Raw genomic sequence first — 17999 nt, 5'->3', positions numbered from 1 at the left:
CCATTAACGGAGCAAATGCAGTTTTTTGAAGACCGCGATCATCGTCCGGCCTTTGGGCATGCTCATCAGATCCACTTCGTCAAGCCCCTTGGTCAAAAGCAGCAGCACGACGTAGACGGCGACGGCGACCACCACGGCGGCCAGGACCGCCAGCCAGTTGTGTCCGGCCAACTGATAGACCAGCCGGTAAGAAAGATAAGTAAAGACACCCATCACCACAGAGGAAAACAGCGGAGCCGCAAAGGTTTTCAACATCTCCTGACGGTAATGGAGAATCCGCTTGATACTCAGGTTGTTCAGGATGCACATGCAGAGCGCAAAGAAGATATTGGCGTAGACAACGCCGTATATGTCCAGTTTGAAGCCCCAGAGCAAAACGGCCAGCAAAATCAGGTGGAGCGCCAGGGAAATCAAGGCGTTCTTCACCGGGATCCAGATGCTGCCGATCCCCTGGAGGATCGAGTTGGTGATCGTGGAGAGGGAATAAAACAGCACCGCCGTGGAACCTACCATCATCATTTGCGCCGCCACCTGATTATCCCCGGAAAACAACAGATTCATGATCGGAGTCGCCAGAACGGTCAGTCCAACGGTGGCAGGAAAAGCGATGACCATGTTAAAACGGATCGCCGTCCCGGTTTTATAGACCACCTCTGTCCGGTTCTTTTTCGCTACGGCACCGGAGAGCGCCGGGATGATCGAGGAAGCCAGGGACGAGGCGATGGCTACAGGCACATGGACCAGAAGGTTATATTTGCTGCTATACACGCCCCAGACCGCCGTGTAGTCGGCGTCCAGATAGGCCGCATAGATGGCCTGATCCACCAGGGTGCTGATTTGGTAGACCGTGGTGCTGACCAAAACCGGCACGATGGTCAAGACCAGGACCTTGGCCACATGGGAGTAGGTTTCCTGCACTTTGTTCCGGTCTCTGCGGCACTGCATCCGCTCTACCCGCCGGAACAGCAGGAAGACCAGAATACAGAACAGCAGCGCTGTCAGCGCGCCCGCTCCGGTACCGATAGTGCCGCCGGCCGCGCCATAGGAAGGGCCGAAGAATTCGCTTCCGCCGACATCTTTCGCGGTTCCCATCCGAAATAAAAGCCAGCCGGCCAGAACACTGATTACCGCGTTGATGACCTGTTCGGCCACCTGGGAAATCGCGGTCGGAATCATGGTGCCATGGCCCTGAAAATAGCCCCGGAACACGCCAAGGAAAGCCATGATCAGGATGGTCGGGGCCAGAGTCTTGATGGCAAAGGCCGCCTCCGGCATCCCCATCAGGGTTCCGGCAAAAAAATCCGCTCCGAAAAACGTGATGGCGCATCCGGCGATTCCGGAAATTGTGGCAAAGCCAATCGCCCCCAGGAAAACCCTGCGGGCGTTGCGGTACTGGCCGACGCTGAGCCTTGCAGCCACCAGGCGGGAAACCGCCAGAGGCAGGCTGTACGAGGAAATCATCAGCAAGATGTTGTAGATGGAAAAGGCGGTCGAGTAAACGCCCATTCCCTTTTCTCCGATGGTGTTGGTCAGCGGGATCCGGTAGACCATCCCGATGATGCGCACCAGGATCCCGGCGACCGCCAGAATACTCCCCTGTATCAGGAAGCTAGTGGCTTTGCTTTTTTTCTTTTGATTGTTCATGTTACTCCACTGTGATTTCTCCGGTCATTTTTGGCAGAACAATGCAGACCCAAGTCTTTCCGGGATTTAATTCGATTTCCTGGCCGTTCGCGTCAAAGTAATGGGTGTTGCCCCAATACTCTGCTTTGGACCAGGTGATCGGCTCGGATTTACCACCCGTGATGAAGACGCCGCTTCCCTCGCCGGTCGTGTAGATATTCTTTGTATCCTTATCCCACTCCAGCTCAAAGTCACAGTACTGGACAATAATATTTTTCACTGCGACCTGCTGGTTGTTTTCCTGATCGATATGAGCTTCGCCGTAGGCATAGCGGTAATAAAGCTGATCATCGCTGTGGTATTCAAACCAAGGCTGATTCTGCTTGTAGCCGATGGAGACCTTATTGGCCGCAGTCCCGTTCGGAAGCGTGTTCGGCGCGCTCTCTTTGGCAAATTTGAATTTATAGTCGAAATCACTGCGGACTTCGGTGCGGACGCCCAGCTTCTCGATCCGGGTATTGATTTTTTCCGGGTTGGAGAAGGTGCGGTGTCCCTGAGCGTGGTCATCCACCTCGTAGGTAGCGGCATAGCCCCGGTCGGTCACACCATCGATGTCGTCGCAGTGCTCCGTGTCTTCCAGATACGGCAGCGCAATGTCACTGTGTCCGTGATGGAAGAAAATGGCGTCGAACTCATAGGCGATGCCGGGATGATACCGTCTGGCGCTCCGAAGGCCGCCGAACCGGGAAAGCTCGCTGTAGTCCTGAATAATCATCTCCAGGCGGACTTCATTTGCTTCGATTGGAGTCTCGTAAACCACATCCGCGGAAGATACGCCGTTTTGAGGCATGGCTTTCTTTTCATTGTCGATCATGACCGCAAGAGGCCGCTTGGTGCCGACTTCCGTGGTGACCGGAAGGCCGGTCAGGTAACTGTACATCATGCCCTCCGGCAGCTCGCTGGCCGTGGTCTCCGGCGGCGCGGGCATGGTCACGGACGCCATGGTACCGGCCTCCGTGGATGTGGGCGCTTCGGTCGTGATCTCGTCCTGCTTTTTGGAGCAGCCGCCGAGCATCGTGAAGGCCATGGCGGCCGCCAATGTCAGACTGAATAATTTCATGTTTCGTTTTTTCATGATGAATTCCCCCATTTACTCTTTGCGGGCAAGCCCGCCTCGGATGTGTTTCTTACCGGGTGATCCCCAGCCGGTCCAATACCTCTCTTTGCTTCTGCTCCATCTGTTCCCGCTCCTCCTCGGTCTCATGGTCGTATCCCATCAGGTGAAACATACTGTGCGCAATCAAAAACGCCAGCTCCCGCTCCTCGCTGTGGCCGTAGGCCTCGGCTTGGCTTCGTACTTTCTGGACGGACACTGCGATGTCCCCCAACAATAGCTCTCCGCTCTCCGGATTAAAACAAAAATCCGCTTCCGGCGTCTCCAGGCCGGAAAAGTCGCCGGGGCGCTCATACTCTACCATGGGAAACGACAGTACGTCGGTGGCGTTATCGATAAAACGGAATTGAGAATTGATTTTTCGGATCTCCTCATCGTCCGTCAAGAGCACATTGACTTCGGCTTCATACGGACACTTTTCAAAGGTAAGCGCCTCGCAGACCACCTTCTCGATAATCTCCTCAAAGGGAAGCGCAAGCTTGTCCTCGGATTCATATTCCACATCGATTGTCATGTGATCCCTCCCTGCTTCCTTCGGCTAACGGCGCGGCTGCCGGCTTTGAACCCGCCGCCGGTGGGCGTGCTGTTCCGTCCGCTTCTCCCGGTATTGTTCTTTCTTTTCATAGTTTTCATATGCCTCGACGATCTTTTGCACCAACGGATGGCGGACCACGTCCTTATTGGTGAGATGAATCATGGCGATATCGTCCACGTCTTTCAGCACCCGCATCGCCACGTCCAGGCCGGAAACCGAGCCGGCCGGCAGATCCTTCTGGGTGATATCTCCGGTGATCACAACCTTGGAACCAAATCCGATCCGGGTCAGAAACATCTTCATCTGAGCCGGCGTCGTGTTCTGGGCTTCATCCAGGATGATATAGGCATTGTCCAGCGTGCGCCCGCGCATGTAGGCAAGAGGCGCCACCTCGATCAGCCCTTTCTCGTAGTTGTGCTGGTAGGACTCTGCGCCCATAATCTGGTAAAGGGCATCATAAAGCGGCCGCAGATAGGGATCGATCTTACTTTGCAGATCTCCGGGCAGAAAGCCCAGCTTCTCTCCGGCTTCAATGGCCGGACGGGTTAAAATCATCCGGTTGACTTCATTATTTTTAAATGCCTGGATCGCCATGGCCATGGCCAGGTAAGTCTTTCCGGTACCGGCCGGTCCCAGCCCGAAGCAGATCATCTTCTCGCGGATCGCGTCCACATACTGCTTTTGACCCAGCGTTTTCGGCTTGATCGGTTTTCCGGCAATGGTGCGGCAGATGATGTCCCGGTCGATGGTCAGGATCTGGTCCTCTTTCTCCTCAAAGGAGAGCGAAAGGGCGTAATCCACATTCTGTTCGGTGATCGTATTGCCCCGCCGGGCCAGCTCAAGGAGGTTTTTCAGCACGCTTTCCGCCTTGTTCACCATGGGCTCCGGCCCGATGATCTTCATCGAATCGTCCCGCGGTACCAGGGATACCCGCAGCGTGCGCTCCATCTTTTTTAAATAGACATCCAACTGGCCGCAGACCGTCTGCATATGTTCCACCGGAATGCCTATCGTCTTTTCCATAATACTCAAATCGCATTGACTCCTTCTATTCACTATTTGCTATTTTACCATTTTTTTAAAGTTTTTGAACCCCCTTTTTTCTGAAATTAAAAGAAAATGGAAAACCTCTGGAAAAAAGCGGCTTCAAGGTTGTGATTTTATTTTTTCTCGTTTGAGACGCCAGAAACATATCATAAAAAAGAAAATTCCGTACACTGTGGTGATCGGTGTCGCCAGGCCGAGAAGCGTCAGGGACGGATTGGGCAGCCGGGACATCAAAAGGGAGACTGGGATCCGGACGAAAAAGGCGGAGGTGATTCCCTGGATCATAACCGGCAGGCTCCGGCCGCAGCCGTTAAAATATCCGATACTGCTGAACAATATGCAGGTCAGGACACAGTCGATTGAAAACCCTTTCAGATAGCCTGCGCTCTGGACAATGACTTCCCCGTCGCCGGTGAAAAGGGAGGAAAGCTGCGCTCCTCCGAAAAATCCGGCGCAAAAGATGACGGCGCCGGCGGCGCATCCGGTCAGCATGGCGGTGAAAAATCCCCTTTTGGCGCGGTCTTTTTGTTCCGCCCCCATGTTTTGGGCTACAAATGCGGAAACGCTCTGCATGATGGAGGACGGTACCAACATGATGAAAGAGACGATCTTCTGAGCGACGCCGTATCCGGCCGACGGCAAAAGGCCCAGATGATTGATGATGGAGTTGAGCACCAGGAAAGAGACCTGTACCATGGCTTCCTGCAGCGCAATCGGCACGCCGATTTTTAAGATCAATCGCAGCTCGCCTTGGTGAATCCGGCACTGCTTGTAGGTAAAGGAGACCGGCAGTTTTTGTTTTTTCAGCACTGCTGCGGAAATCACCACGGAGACAGCCTGGGCTCCGATGGTCGCCAGAGCGGCGCCGGCCACGTCCATCCCGCAAAGCCCCACCAGCACGAAATCCCCAATGATATTGATGATGCAGGCGATTCCGACAAAAAGGAATGGCAGGTTGGCATTGCCCACGCCGCGCAGAATTCCGCTGATCACATTGTAGGCAATAATGACGAGTATACCGGCGGAACAGATCCGGATGTAGGTCACGGTCTTGTCGAAGGACTCCGCCGGAACCTGGAGCAGCCCGGCTATGTTCCCGGCAAAAACTTCTAAGAGGATGGTCAGCGCGATGCCGATCCCGGCAAACAGGACGACGGTGGTTCCCACCGTGTCCCCGGCCTCCTTCGGGCGTTTTTCTCCGATGTGACGCCCAATTACCACGGTGGACCCCATCGCAAGGCTGGTAATGACAAAGGTAACCATCTGCATGAAGGCGCTGCCGGACCCTACGGCCGAGATACTGGCCGCATCTCCGAACCAGCCGACGACGAGCAGGTCTACGGCTCCGTAGGCTGCCTGCAGGATCAGTGCACCTAGAACCGGGACAGTGAATTGAAAGATAGAACGAAAGATCGACCCTTCCGTAAACGTGATGTTACCCTGTGTTTTCGTCCCCATGCTCCTATTCCTTTCCAGTATCTGTATTTTTCTGCTTTCCATACCCCAAAATCTTTTTGGAGTATGAAAGAGGCGCTTCTCTTCCCGGCATAGAATCATAGAGCCGTTCCATGAGCCCGGCCGTCTGTTCCGCCTGGCTGTCCGGGATATCCCACAGCGCTTCAGCCCACACCCGGTGAAGGTCTAGGACATACAGGCGGACGCACCGCTTTCCTTTTTCCGTCAGGCGCAGCACCGTGACTCTTCGATCCGTCAAACCGGCGCGTTTTACCAACATTTTCATGGATTCCAGTTCTTGTACCAATTTGGTGATACTGGGAGTGGTGGTGCCGAGCCTGGCGCTGATGTCGCTGACCCGGCATTCCTCTCCCCACTCTTCTTTTTCGTGTATGACCTCCAGAACGTGAATATGGCGGGGTTTCATGCCTTCCGGCAGCTCCGGCATGGTTTCAACGACACGTTTGGCTAAAAAACAAGCGTCTAAGAGCTGTTTGAGATGGGCGGTATCCATAGGACCTCCTCATTCCTAATAATAATTATTAATAATATTTACTAATAGTAATTACTAATCATAATTATATGTGCTTTTCTGTTTTTGTCAATCCTCTGATTCCGCGAAAGGATGCAAACGCAAAAAACGCCTGCCTTGCGGCAAGCGCTCCCGCTCATGATCCCTGTGATTTGCCTGCATTCCCAGTGGCATCCCCGCACGCTTCTATCGGTTCCAGCCGGAGATACAAGTCATTTAATTCCAAGGGCCTGTGAAAATAATACCCTTGTATCATATCGCAGTCTGTCTGGCGCACCACGTCTAGTTCCGCGCTGTTTTCCACCCCTTCGACGCAGACTTGTTTCTTGGACCGGTGACAGGCATAGACGATGCTCATGATAAAGTTCAGATTCTCCGTGGAATGCGTCAGCTCGTTCATCAAAGTGCGGTCCAATTTTACCACATTGACCGGGTATTTCAGCAGCATTTGAAGCGAAGAAAAGCCGTTTCCGAAATCATCGAGGGCAAAGCGCATTCCCATATCTAGGCACTCCCTCACAAACTCATGGAGGCATTTCGGCATCTCGTCGAAATGGGATTCCGTCAATTCCAGCATAAGATGCTCCCCGGAAACATGGAAGGCTTCCAGGGTCTCTTTCATAAACGGTAGGAAGGTGTTGTCCAATACTTGAAGATAGCTGACGTTAAAGGAAAGGAAAAAATCCGGATTGTTGGAAATCAGCTTTGCACACAGGGAGACAACCTGATAAAACACCCATTTCCCCACAGGCAGGATCATCCGCGATTCCTCCAGGAGAGGGATAAAAACAACCGGAGGGATATCCTCTCTCTGGTATTTCCAGCGCAGCAGAGCTTCGCCTCCAAGGATCCGGCCGGTATTGCGGGCCACGATGGGCTGCACCACAATCCGGAAATGTTCAAACCCCTTGGCGATATCCTCACTCAGACAGATCACCATATTGGATTTATCTTTCTGTTTTGCGATAATGTCCCTGGAAAATTCACTGTATTCCAGATCGGGGTTCAGTTTGGCAATGTTGATCAATGTCAACGTATTTTCCATGATATCCTGAGGCGTTTTCCCATCTTTTGGAAAATGCAGCACGCCAAAAGAAGCAGCCTGCTTGACGCTTAGCTTCTGCTTACAATAACCGGCTTCAATTTTCTTTCGGATGTCGCGCACGGCTTCGGCATCTTCACAGCCCCCGCTTTTTCTGACTGCCATGAAACGCACGCCGTCCAGACGGTAAAAGACGTAGTCCTCTCCCAAATCTTCCAAAAGTCCTTTTGCAATTCTTTTGAGAAGCTGGTCTCCGGCCGTCCGGCCTTTGGACTCATTGATATGGGTGAACCGATTCAAGGCAAACCCGATAATCAAAGCAGACGTCCCTTTCTCATTTAGCATGGCCAGCTCGTTCAGCGCAGCCTGTTCCCGGAGAAAGCCTGTCACCGAGTCCAGGGAAAAGTCACTTTCCAGACGGGAGACGCAGCCGGAAAAAAACAGCGGCATGGATTTATCCTCCGACCATTTCACGATTCCCCGGCAGTGGACCCAGGTGGAATTCCCCGTCCGGTCTGTGATACGGTAGCGCAGGCTGTGTACGTCTTTCTTTTGTTCCATGATCTGTTTTAGATCTTGATGATAGAGCGCCCGGTCCTGGGGGTCGCTGATCCGCACCCCCCATTTTTCAATTAAATCGTGGACCAAATTCCCCGGAAAGCCAAAATCATCCCGCATGTTGTCGGATATGTAGTAAAGATTGCTCTGAAGATCTCCAAAGTAGAGATAGTATGGCGCTTCCGGAGTCGCCACGGATTGGATCAGGGCTTCTGCGTCGAAATAATTGTGACGGATAAAATACTGAAACGGCGAAGCCTCACTAAAGTCCGGCCCGCCGGAGCCCTTGCCCTCCGACAGATTGATATCCGGCCAAATTTCTGTCTCCGGTTCCGTTCGGCCTTTTCTTTTATTTTCTTCGGACAAAGGAGATTTTCGCCCATCTCTCTTAGGTCCGACCGAAGTGTTCTGTTTCCGATGTTCCCCCATCTTGACGTTCCTTCCCGTGATATCCGCCGCTCCATAAGCCGGTGTTTTTCAGACAGCTCCCCGATCCGGCGGATCAGGATTTGACCGTGGGTTGAAAGAGGAAACTATCCGTAACCATATTCTAACACAGAAACGGAAGAAGCGCCATGGGAATCTTCCTAGATTACTTCCGATCCAAAAGGCATCAGCGCCAGTTTTGCCAGTTTGAAATGCTGGAGCCCAAACGGAATTCCGACGATGGTAATGCACCAAATCAGACCTAAAACAGCCGATTCGATCGCCAGGATCAGGCCGGAAAAAATCAGCCAGAGTAAATTTAGTAAAAAAGAACCAGCCCCTCCTCCGTACCGTACCTCTTTCCCAAACGGAAAGAAGCAAAGGGAGGCGAATTTAAAGCATTGCAGGCCGATCGGAATTCCGAGAATCGTGATGCACCAAAGACACCCGGCCAGGCACCAGCTAAGGCCGCTGATACAGCCGCCGAACACAAACCATAACGTATTTCCGAGACATCCCATCTCATATCCTCCTAGTATAATAATAGCGTGGTTCCGAATGACTTTTTCTTGCGGGAACCAACCTGATTTTAGTTTTGCACAGTTAGGCTTCCTTGTCAAATGAAGTATTTCCGTTTCTTTTCAAAAGGATTCCTTAATTCACTCCTCGGTATCCTCTCCGGACGGCTCCGGCGCGGTCTCTCCTTCCGGAGTTTCCGCCAGAGGGCTTTCCTTCCCCATCGGCCCTTCCAAAACCACGGTACCGTTTACCGTCAGCAAAAACGGTCCCTCAGACAGGTTGAGATTTTTTTCCACTACCGTATAACCTTCTTCTTTCCACTCCGCCTCTTTTTCCAGGAAAGCAGCTTCCATTTTTTCTTTCTGCTCCTCTTCGGTCAGCTTTCGGACCTCGGTCTCATAGGTGTATTCCAGCGTGGTCTCCAGGGTGATTGGCAGCACAAAGTTATCGAAAAGGCAGGGCGTGTAATATTCGGTCATCCGGTATTTCATTTCTCCGGGCTGCGCCCCGCCGCCGATGGCGGCCCGGTTATCCCCGAAAACCAACGCCAGGCCTTTCAGCCTTGTTTTTGTCACACGGCGGGTTTCCTCAAAGATGGAGCGCTGCCAGGCGTAGGGAATTTCCGTCCGGGCGATGATGGTGCCGTCCGCAGGAACCTCCTCATAGCTGACCGTCTCTCCGCTGTCGTCGATCAGAGGAATCCGCCCCGATATCAGCACCTGCCCCTGGGTGACGGCGTCGCCGGCCGCCGCCTGCGGAATGCCGGAGCGGGTTACGATCTCCGTGATCACCCCGTCCTTGTCCGCCACCACGTCTTTCGGCGTCAGATCCTTTTGGGGCGCTTCCAGGAGGCCAAAGTTTTCTTTGATCTGAATCTTTAACTTGACGCCTGAAATTTGAGCGGAAACCCAGGTGATATTCGTGTACTCATTTCGGAGGGCCTTCTCGATTTCCTCGCAGACAATCGAGTCCATGGGCATTCCGTATGTAATTCCGTTTGCTTTTAGGTAGCTGCGGATAATATCGTCGGTGTAGCGTGTGTTTCCCTCCAACTGAATGTCCCAAAGGAACAGAGAGGCCGCGTAGAGCAGCCCCAGCGCCAGGAGAAAACCGGCCGCCCATGCTTTCCGCTTTCTCTGCTGAAACAAAAAGAAAGGAAGGCCCATTTTCCTCTGTATCCGGAGGGTTGCCTTCGCTTTCTTGGCCAGACGCCTGGCTTCGCGGTATTCCGGAAGGCTCATGATACATTCGTAACCGCCCCCGGTTCTTTTCAGATCCCGCAGCACAAAGCCGTTTCCCGCGCACAGATTTAAAAATCGTTCCGGCGACAAGCCGCTGACATGCACCAACACCCGTCCCCGGAACCAATCCATAAATTTTCGGAACATAGACGTTACCTTTCTGCATATTGAATCGAACAGATTTTTCCGGTGATCTTCATCTCCTCTTTGGTGTAATAGGCTGCTTTCAGCTCTTCGCCCTCGACAATGACCAGGCACGTCCTGGTCAGAACTTCGATCCGTTTATCGGTCAGGCTGCGCACGCTCCGGTAATTTTCTATAATCGCCTCGCGGCTGCCCGTGCAGGTCAAAACGGCGGACTGCATCAGGAGCTTATCTCCGATGGTATTCTCTCGGTTCACAGGCGGCTCCTTTTCCCTTTGTTTCTAACAGTGTATGCGGCGGGGACGGGGGAAAGAACAGTAGAAAAAAGACGAAAAAAGGACGGTCTTTCAGACCGTCCTCCAATAAGAATCGTTTTAGTTGTACTTACGCTTTCTCGCAGCTTCAGACTTCTTTTTGCGTCTGACGCTGGGTTTCTCGTAATGTTCTCTTTTCCGAATCTCCTGCTGGATGCCATCCTTCGCACAGTTTCTCTTGAATCTGCGGAGAGCGCTGTCCAACGTTTCATTTTCTTTCACGATTACGTTTGCCATGACTCACACCTAACCTCCCTCCAGTTGTAAAATTGTGCAACTGTTTGGGTACTTTTTAGCACACTCTAAATTATATCATATTATTTCAATTCGTCAACAAAAAAATACGCAGAATTCAAAATTTCTTGCTTGTTTTTGACCGGAGGAGGGGTTTCAAAGGAGAAAGCCCTACTCTTCTGGTTTCTCTTGCTTTTAGCGTGTCGATTCTACCTGAACGGCAACGGTCTCCAGCGCCTTTGACAGCGCCTTGTCAATTCCGGCCGGATTCTTTCCTCCGGCTTGAGCCATGCCCGGCCGCCCGCCGCCGCCGCCGCCGACTTCGGAGGCAATGGCTTTGATCAGGTTCCCCGCGTGAGCGCCTTTTTTCTGAGCGCCGTCGGTCGCCATGGTGATCAGGTTGACCTTTCCGTCTTTGGACGACGCCAATACCACGACGCCTTCTCCCAGCTTTTCTTTCAGCTGGTCGCCGAGATTGCGGAGCTCATTCATGTCCACGCCTTCCAGCTTGGAGGCAAGCACCTTTACCCCAGCTACTTCCTGAACCTGATTCATCACATCGCCCAGGGCCTCCTTGGCCATCTGATTTTTCAGCTTTTCATTCTCCGACTGGAGGGCCTTGATTTCTTCGTTCATCTGGTGGATCCGGGCTTCCAGGTTCGTGGGCGTGGATTTCGCCGCCTGAGCCGCCTGATTCAGCCGCTCTTCGATCTCCGCATAATAGTTCAGGAGACCGGTGGAGGTTAATGCCTCGATCCGGCGCACGCCGGCCGCCACGCCGGACTCGGAGATAATCTTAAAGCAGTTGATGTCGCCGGTATTTTTCACATGGGTGCCGCCGCAGAGCTCGGTGGAGAAGTCTCCCATGGAGACCACACGCACTTCATCGCCGTACTTCTCGCCGAAGAGGGCCATGGCTCCGGTTTTCTTCGCCTCTTCCAGACTCATGATCTGGGTATTCACGTTCAAATCCGCGAGGATTTCTTTGTTAACGATCTCCTCCACTTTCGCCAGCTCCTCCGGCGTCATGGCGGAAAAATGGGTAAAGTCAAAGCGCAGCCGTTCCGCGTCGACATAGGAACCGGCCTGTTCCACGTGGCTTCCCAGCGTTAAGCGGAGCGCTTTTTGCAGCAGATGGGTCGCGCTGTGGTTTTTGGCGGCTGCCTGGCGCTTTGCTGCATCCACCGTCAGGTGAACCAGATCACCCGTCTTGAACATCCCAGAGGTCACTTTGCCCACATGGCCGATCTTTCCGCCCGGAAGCTTGATCGTATCTTCCACGGAAAACTGGCTGCCGTCCGGAAGTGTGATCACGCCGGTGTCCGCCTGCTGTCCGCCGCTGGTCGCATAAAACGGGGTTTCCTCTGTCAGGATCGTTCCGGTCTGGCCGTCGGTTAAGGCTTGTACCAGCTCCTCTTCCGTGGTCAGCACCGCAATCTTGGAATCTCCTTCCAACTTATCATATCCGGTGAACACAGAAGTCAGATTGGGGTCGATGGACTGATAGACCGTCACATCTGCACCCATATAGTTTGTGGTCTTGCGGGCCTTTCTGGCCTTTTCCTTCTGCTCTTTCATGGAGGCGGCAAATCCGTCCTCATCCACACCGAAGCCTTTTTCTTCCAGGATTTCCTTGGTCAGATCCAGAGGGAATCCATAGGTGTCATAGAGCTTAAAGGCATCGGCGCCGTTTAAGACCTTCTCTCCATCTTTAACCATCGCCGCCTCCATCTCGGATAGGATGCTGAGGCCCTGGTCGATGGTCTTATTGAATTTGTCTTCTTCTTCATTGATCACGTTGAAGATAAAGGTTTCTTTATCCGCCAGCTCCGGGTAGCCGTCTTTTGAAACCTCGATCACCTTTTTGCTGAGGGTGGTCAGGAACTTCCCTTCGATGCCCAGCAGACGGCCGTGGCGGGCGGCCCGGCGCAGCAGACGGCGCAGGACATAGCCGCGTCCCTCGTTGGAGGGAAGAATGCCGTCGGAAACCATGAAGGTCACCGAGCGGATGTGATCCGTGATCAGGCGCAGGGAAATGTCCGTCTCATGGTCTTTATTGTAGGTGACATGGGCCAGCTTGCAGACCTCGTCCAACAGAGCGCGGATCGTATCAACATTAAAGATCGAATCCACGTCCTGCACCACAACAGCCAGGCGCTCTAGGCCCATGCCGGTGTCAATGTTTTTCTTCTCCAGCTCTACGTAATTTCCTTTTCCGTCTCCGTTGAACTGGGTGAATACATCATTCCAGACTTCCATATAGCGGTCGCAGTCGCAGCCGACGGTGCAGCCGGGCTTTCCGCAGCCGTACTTCTCGCCGCGGTCATAGTAGATCTCCGAGCAGGGGCCGCAGGGACCGGCGCCGTGCTCCCAGAAGTTGTCCTCCTTGCCGAAACGGAAAATCCGCTCCGCCGGGATTCCGATCTCCTGATTCCAGATCTCAAACGCCTCGTCGTCGTCCTCATAGACGGACGGGTACAGGCGGTCCGGATCAAGGCCCACCACTTCGGTCAGGAATTCCCAGGACCAAGCCAGCGCTTCCTTTTTAAAGTAGTCGCCAAAGGAAAAGTTTCCGAGCATTTCAAAAAACGTGCCGTGCCGCGCCGTTTTTCCGACATTTTCAATGTCGCCGGTGCGGATGCACTTCTGACAGGTGGCCATTCTGGTGCAGGGGGGGACTTCCTGACCGGTGAAATAGGGTTTTAAGGGGGCCATACCGGCCGGAATCAGCAGAACGCTGTTGTCATTATGGGGGATCAGGGAATAACTGCTCTTACACAGATGCCCTTTGCTGGCGAAAAAGTCCAGGAACATCTTTCGGAGTTCGTTTACGCCGTATTTTTTCACGATTTTGCCTCCAAGTGGTTTCGTATTGTTTTCTATGTCCGCTCGAATGCCGGGAAACCTACGGAATCCCGGCATAACAGCTAACTTTTATGTTATCATAAGTGTTCTTATTTCGCAAGAAAAAAATTTGCCGCTCTGCCCGCGCGAAAAAGCAAACGCCCGGAACCGGATGGATTCTCACAGCTCAGGGCGATGCGGGCAAAAAAAGGAATGCAGAAATGATTAAAGCGGCAGCATTCCTGTGACTACCAAGAAAAGAATCATCAGCAGGCTAAAGCCGTAAACCGGAAGCAGAGAATATTTCAGATGATCTTTCATCTCCACACCGGCCAGGCCTAAGGCCAGATACGGCGCTGCATTAAAAAGACTGAGGTTCGCGCTGATGACGCCGGTTGCAAAGACTGCTCCCAGTACCTGAACCGGTGCGAAGCCGAAACTTGCTACCATGGGAATGATGGCCGGCAGGACGACCGAATTTTTCGAACCGCCAATCGTGATGGAAAGCGGCATGCTGAACAGGCAGAGGATGACAGGAAGATGAGCCAAGAATCCCGAAGACGTATTGGCTACGATCCAGCTGGCCAGCTCTCCCATGGCGCCGGTTCCCTGATTTACACCGACCAGAACACCGACCCCTAGCATGGTAAATGCCAGCTCAAGGGCCATCGGAGCCTGTTTTTTTACGTAATCCCGCTGCTTTTTGATGTCGCGGAAATTGGCGATCAAAAGGATGCCATAGGCGAGTCCGAAGGCAAAATTCGTCTTCACCCAGCCCCCAAGAAGGGAAGCCATTAAAACCAATGTCACAATTCCATCGAATATCGCGACGCCTTTTCCCAAAGGAAAAGCAAGCGGTTTGTGGAGTTCCAGTTTCATCTGTTCAAATTCTTCTGGGCTCATACCGGCTCCGCGGCGTTTTTCAAACATGGCCAGGGGAATACACAGCACAAACAGCGCGGCAATGGAAAAGATGAAAAGCGGGACAAGCCAGAGAAAGACATCATAAACCTCTACTCCCACATAGGCGGCGGCTTCACACAGGCCGGGCGCCCAAGGAAGCAGGCAAAGGACTCCGGAAGCCAGACTTTCCACCAATAGCAATGCTTCCGGACGGATTTTTTGTTTTTCGTAGATCGGCCGCATGGTCGGGATCGTACAGAGTGCTGTGGTGGCCCCGGAACCATCTAGCTGGGTTAACACACCGATCATCGCGGTGGCCCACATCGTGCCAACGACGCTGTTGCCTAAAAAACGGATGACCAGCCGGATCAGGGCCTGAAAAACGCCTGCCTCGTGGAGCATGCCGAAGTAGAGCACAGCGAAGACCATCAGGAATAACGTACCGGAGATCGATTTCAAACCGTCTCCAATGAAACCGTTGATCTGTGTCGGACCAAATCCCATGATCAGGCAGGCAATAATGGGAATCACACTGAAAATCACGCCCGGGCTGCTGACTCCCCGAAACAACAGTACGATGATGGCGGCCATCATAATTAAAGTAACAATACTATTCCACGACATCTTTTGCACCTTCCCTTACCGCCGTACTTCTCCGGAATCCTGAATTGGATTGACGGCTGATGACTTTATATTTCTTAAAATATCATAAAATCTATTTAGTTTTTCTACAATGGATAGTTTGCACAAGAACGATGCCGGTGGAATGGGCAATTCGTGTTATTCTTCCTTCGCAAAAGCTTCGGCCGCAAAAGAGGCGATCTCCCGCCGTACATCCTCACGTCTTCCATAGTACAGGAGATGATTCGCCTCCTGGTAAAAGACGGCCTTGGCGTTTTCAATTGCAGAGAGGGGCTGGATGGTCTTGCTGATTGGCACCATCGCATCTTTCATTCCGATTAAAAGAAGCACCGGAAATGGAATCGAAGAAAGAGCCTCCAACACCTCCTCGTCGGTTTTGAGCCAAGGCAGCGTGATCCCGGGCTGAATTTTCATTTCTTCCGGTTTCATGTTGATCTTCAGCTCGTAAATCTTTTCTGCCTTCTGTAAAAATTCTTCTTTCAGCTCCGGATCCGAAGCAAACTTTTTGGCAAAGTATAATATCCGTTGGCGGTGATACTTTGCCAGCTGGTCTACCGCGGCCTTGCTGCCGGCTGCGTCGATCGTATACTTTCGGCTCGGCGAAATTTTTCCGATACTGCGGGAATGAGGGCCGGCAGCCAGCCCTGCGAAGGCAACCAAACGTTCCGGGTGGCGCAGGCAAAGATGCCAGCCGACCCCGCCTCCATCAGAGGCTCCCGTATAAAGAAAGCGGTGGATTCCCTTGGCTGTGGCAAAGTCTGCGACGTCATCGGCCCAGACATCATACCAGCTTTCTCCATAGCCCTCCTCTACATGAGCAGACTGCCCATATCCGCGCATCTGAATGGCATAAACATGATACCCTTCCTCCGCCAGATCATAGGGCCAGCCTTTTCGGTCTGGATCCAGCTGCTGCATCGCAGACAGGATATACCGGTTTCCTTGGCCAAATTCCTCATAATATAGGGTGGTGTCTTTTAATTCTAAGTGCATTTTCATTCCTCCTCTGAAGTTCTGCCCCATAACGATGCCGAATCGCTCTTTGCTTTAGGCAAGACAATCTGCACATTTTCGTTGAAATCTGACAAAAAATCTGATATTCTTATGCTACACCGAAGAAAGGGGGTTTTCTTCCTGTTTACATTTTCTATTTTAATTCAAAGTTTTTCCGACTGCCAGCTAAAAATGGTTTTCCCTTCGGAAAACAGCCTTTTGGTCAAAAACATACAAATCTTATCCGAAGAACCGTCTCCTGCAAACGAGGATACGGTCTATATTGGTTCCGTCGAGACAGCGGCGCGGCTGCTCCACCAGGGATCTTTGACTTCCCAAACCATGCTTTTGTTATCTGGTGAGGATGCCTCGCTGGAAGAAGCCTTTTGGCGGAAGGATATCGCCTGCTTATTCTGCCGTCTGTCCACACAGGAAATTTTAAACCGGGCAAACAGCTGCTTTTTTGATTTTTCCCAATGGATCAACCGTCTTTACCTTTCCGCCTGCCGCAGCAAAGATGCCCAGCCGCTTTTAGATGAGGCGGCGGCCCGGCTCCATATTCCGCTTTTTCTTTTAAACAGCGGGTACCGTTTGATTGCGTCCAACGTGGATTATGCCTTTGAGAACGCCTATATTCAGCAGCTGCTCTCCTGCGGTTATCTGTCCGCCGACAGCATTGATACCTTTTTGCAGTCTCCGCCTCCTAGCCGGAAAACGGCATCCGTGCCGCCGGATCTCTATGAGGCGCTGCTGGAGCCAAACAGCTACGGCGTACTCGCGCAGTTAAAATATCGGACCAACACTTTTGGACGCCTGCTGGTTTTCACTGAAACAAACCGAAGGGATGCAGCGCTTTTTGACTATGTTAAGATTTTGGTATCCCTCATACGGGAGCACTCCTTGATCAATAACCGGGAACAGTTTGAATCGGATACGGAGTTTTCTTCCCTGATCGGAGATCTGATCGAGCGAAAAATTTCCGGCGAGGAGGAGCTTGCCAGCCGTCTGTTCCGGCTGCCGGTGCTTCCCCCGAAATACTATACCTGTATTGTCGTGAGTTTTGAGACAGACCAAAAGTCTTTGCCTACCGGGCTGATTCTGCATGCGCTTTCGGAAATTTTTCCCTTTAGCCACACCGCGGTCTACCAGGGGGATCTGATCCTTTTGGCAAAAACCCCAAAGGGCGTTTGGGAGATTCCGTTTGACAAAGAACGGCTGCAAAAACTATTGGAACGCTATCATGCGTATGCCTCGATCGGGAACAAGTCTTCTTTTATCTCCTCCATCCGCCCGATCTACCTTCAAACAAAGGCGGCAATCGCCCTTGGCAAGGCGCTCAACAGCGATCCGAACCAGCGTTTATTTTACTATGACGATTACACGACTTACCACCTGATCGACCTGTGTCAACGGTTCGGCTATGATTTTCATGAAAACAACCTGATCTATCTCTGCACGCCCAAATATACAATCCTAAAGCGGCATGATATCGAAGAACATGATAACCTTTGCGAAATATTGGAAGCGTACATCAAAAACAACTGCAACACAACCAAGACGGCCAAGGACCTGTATCTTCATCGAAACACAGTGATCAATAAAATCAGCCGGATTGAGGAGATCATCGGCCGCAGTCTGGACGACTGGAATCTGCAAATGATGCTTATGCTCTCCGCCATGGTGATGAATTACGCAGAAAAATACCGGAAGGAGGATCTGCTTCATCCAGTAAAAAAATATTCGCCAGGATCGTAAACCGCTCCAGATGATTCG

15 protein-coding genes are annotated in these 17999 nt (G+C 52.3%); 1 reads left to right on the top strand and 14 read right to left on the bottom strand.

From position 1 onward, the window contains the following. Window positions 1-3 precede the first annotated feature (3 nt). From MUB23_RS13620 to MUB23_RS13555, 14 genes are all read right to left on the bottom strand, one after another. Window positions 4-1644 (bottom strand): putative polysaccharide biosynthesis protein, encoded by a 1641-nt coding sequence (locus MUB23_RS13620; protein WP_244801142.1) that lies wholly within the window; start codon window positions 1642-1644, stop codon window positions 4-6. Between the two features lies 1 nt (window position 1645). Continuing rightward, the gene (locus tag MUB23_RS13615; protein ID WP_244801141.1) at window positions 1646-2758 is read right to left on the bottom strand and encodes a DUF3048 domain-containing protein; all 1113 of its coding nucleotides are present in this window, start codon (window positions 2756-2758) and stop codon (window positions 1646-1648) included. A gap of 52 nt (window positions 2759-2810) precedes the next feature. Beyond that, on the bottom strand, window positions 2811-3311 hold the full coding sequence (gene ybeY, locus MUB23_RS13610; RefSeq protein WP_244801140.1) for an rRNA maturation RNase YbeY: 501 nt from the start codon (window positions 3309-3311) through the stop codon (window positions 2811-2813). A gap of 24 nt (window positions 3312-3335) precedes the next feature. Continuing rightward, on the bottom strand, window positions 3336-4355 hold the full coding sequence (locus tag MUB23_RS13605; protein ID WP_330641892.1) for a PhoH family protein: 1020 nt from the start codon (window positions 4353-4355) through the stop codon (window positions 3336-3338). A gap of 123 nt (window positions 4356-4478) precedes the next feature. Beyond that, window positions 4479-5837, bottom strand: a complete 1359-nt coding sequence (locus MUB23_RS13600; RefSeq protein ID WP_244801138.1) for an MATE family efflux transporter — start codon at window positions 5835-5837, stop codon at window positions 4479-4481. Between the two features lie 4 nt (window positions 5838-5841). After that, window positions 5842-6348 carry a MarR family winged helix-turn-helix transcriptional regulator gene (locus MUB23_RS13595; protein ID WP_244801137.1) on the bottom strand — a complete coding sequence of 169 codons (507 nt, stop codon included), beginning with the start codon at window positions 6346-6348 and terminating at the stop codon, window positions 5842-5844. A gap of 154 nt (window positions 6349-6502) precedes the next feature. Next, a complete protein-coding gene (locus tag MUB23_RS13590) occupies window positions 6503-8395 on the bottom strand; it encodes an EAL domain-containing protein (RefSeq protein WP_244801136.1) in 1893 nt (630 codons plus the stop codon). 158 nt (window positions 8396-8553) lie between these two features. After that, on the bottom strand, window positions 8554-8913 hold the full coding sequence (locus MUB23_RS13585; RefSeq protein WP_244801135.1) for a YccF domain-containing protein: 360 nt from the start codon (window positions 8911-8913) through the stop codon (window positions 8554-8556). 138 nt (window positions 8914-9051) lie between these two features. After that, window positions 9052-10299 (bottom strand): sporulation protein YqfD, encoded by a 1248-nt coding sequence (locus MUB23_RS13580; RefSeq protein ID WP_244801134.1) that lies wholly within the window; start codon window positions 10297-10299, stop codon window positions 9052-9054. Between the two features lie 5 nt (window positions 10300-10304). Continuing rightward, window positions 10305-10553, bottom strand: a complete 249-nt coding sequence (locus MUB23_RS13575; RefSeq protein ID WP_244801133.1) for a YabP/YqfC family sporulation protein — start codon at window positions 10551-10553, stop codon at window positions 10305-10307. A gap of 117 nt (window positions 10554-10670) precedes the next feature. Continuing rightward, entirely contained in the window at window positions 10671-10847 is a 177-nt protein-coding gene (gene rpsU, locus MUB23_RS13570; protein WP_244801132.1) for a 30S ribosomal protein S21, read from the bottom strand. Window positions 10848-11039: 192 nt separating this feature from the next. After that, window positions 11040-13658, bottom strand: coding sequence for an alanine--tRNA ligase (gene alaS / locus MUB23_RS13565; protein WP_244801196.1), 2619 nt, complete (start codon window positions 13656-13658; stop codon window positions 11040-11042). Window positions 13659-13913: 255 nt separating this feature from the next. Beyond that, window positions 13914-15215 (bottom strand): SLC13 family permease, encoded by a 1302-nt coding sequence (locus MUB23_RS13560; protein ID WP_244801131.1) that lies wholly within the window; start codon window positions 15213-15215, stop codon window positions 13914-13916. Window positions 15216-15371: 156 nt separating this feature from the next. Next, entirely contained in the window at window positions 15372-16226 is an 855-nt protein-coding gene (locus MUB23_RS13555) for an alpha/beta fold hydrolase (RefSeq protein WP_244801130.1), read from the bottom strand. A gap of 219 nt (window positions 16227-16445) precedes the next feature. On the opposite strand from MUB23_RS13555, the gene MUB23_RS13550 reads away from it, so the two are divergent. Further along, window positions 16446-17981: a PucR family transcriptional regulator gene (locus MUB23_RS13550; protein WP_244801129.1), complete on the top strand. Its 1536-nt coding sequence runs from the start codon at window positions 16446-16448 to the stop codon at window positions 17979-17981. Window positions 17982-17999: the final 18 nt, after the last annotated feature.

Source organism: Cuneatibacter sp. NSJ-177, assembly GCF_022867805.1.
Classification (GTDB): Bacteria; Bacillota; Clostridia; order Lachnospirales; family Lachnospiraceae; genus Pseudolachnospira.
The sequence above is the reverse complement of the archived record's forward strand: the minus strand, read 5'-3'. Positions and strand labels throughout refer to the sequence as shown.

Coding starts and splice junctions, on each gene's coding strand:
- MUB23_RS13620 (WP_244801142.1), bottom strand. CDS start 1,644: ATGAACAATCAAAAGAAAAAAAGCAAAGCCACTAGCTTCCTGATACAG.
- MUB23_RS13615 (WP_244801141.1), bottom strand. CDS start 2,758: ATGAAAAAACGAAACATGAAATTATTCAGTCTGACATTGGCGGCCGCC.
- ybeY (WP_244801140.1), bottom strand. CDS start 3,311: ATGACAATCGATGTGGAATATGAATCCGAGGACAAGCTTGCGCTTCCC.
- MUB23_RS13605 (WP_330641892.1), bottom strand. CDS start 4,355: ATGGAAAAGACGATAGGCATTCCGGTGGAACATATGCAGACGGTCTGC.
- MUB23_RS13600 (WP_244801138.1), bottom strand. CDS start 5,837: ATGGGGACGAAAACACAGGGTAACATCACGTTTACGGAAGGGTCGATC.
- MUB23_RS13595 (WP_244801137.1), bottom strand. CDS start 6,348: ATGGATACCGCCCATCTCAAACAGCTCTTAGACGCTTGTTTTTTAGCC.
- MUB23_RS13590 (WP_244801136.1), bottom strand. CDS start 8,395: ATGGGGGAACATCGGAAACAGAACACTTCGGTCGGACCTAAGAGAGAT.
- MUB23_RS13585 (WP_244801135.1), bottom strand. CDS start 8,913: ATGGGATGTCTCGGAAATACGTTATGGTTTGTGTTCGGCGGCTGTATC.
- MUB23_RS13580 (WP_244801134.1), bottom strand. CDS start 10,299: ATGTTCCGAAAATTTATGGATTGGTTCCGGGGACGGGTGTTGGTGCAT.
- rpsU (WP_244801132.1), bottom strand. CDS start 10,847: ATGGCAAACGTAATCGTGAAAGAAAATGAAACGTTGGACAGCGCTCTC.
- alaS (WP_244801196.1), bottom strand. CDS start 13,658: ATGTTCCTGGACTTTTTCGCCAGCAAAGGGCATCTGTGTAAGAGCAGT.
- MUB23_RS13560 (WP_244801131.1), bottom strand. CDS start 15,215: ATGTCGTGGAATAGTATTGTTACTTTAATTATGATGGCCGCCATCATC.
- MUB23_RS13555 (WP_244801130.1), bottom strand. CDS start 16,226: ATGCACTTAGAATTAAAAGACACCACCCTATATTATGAGGAATTTGGC.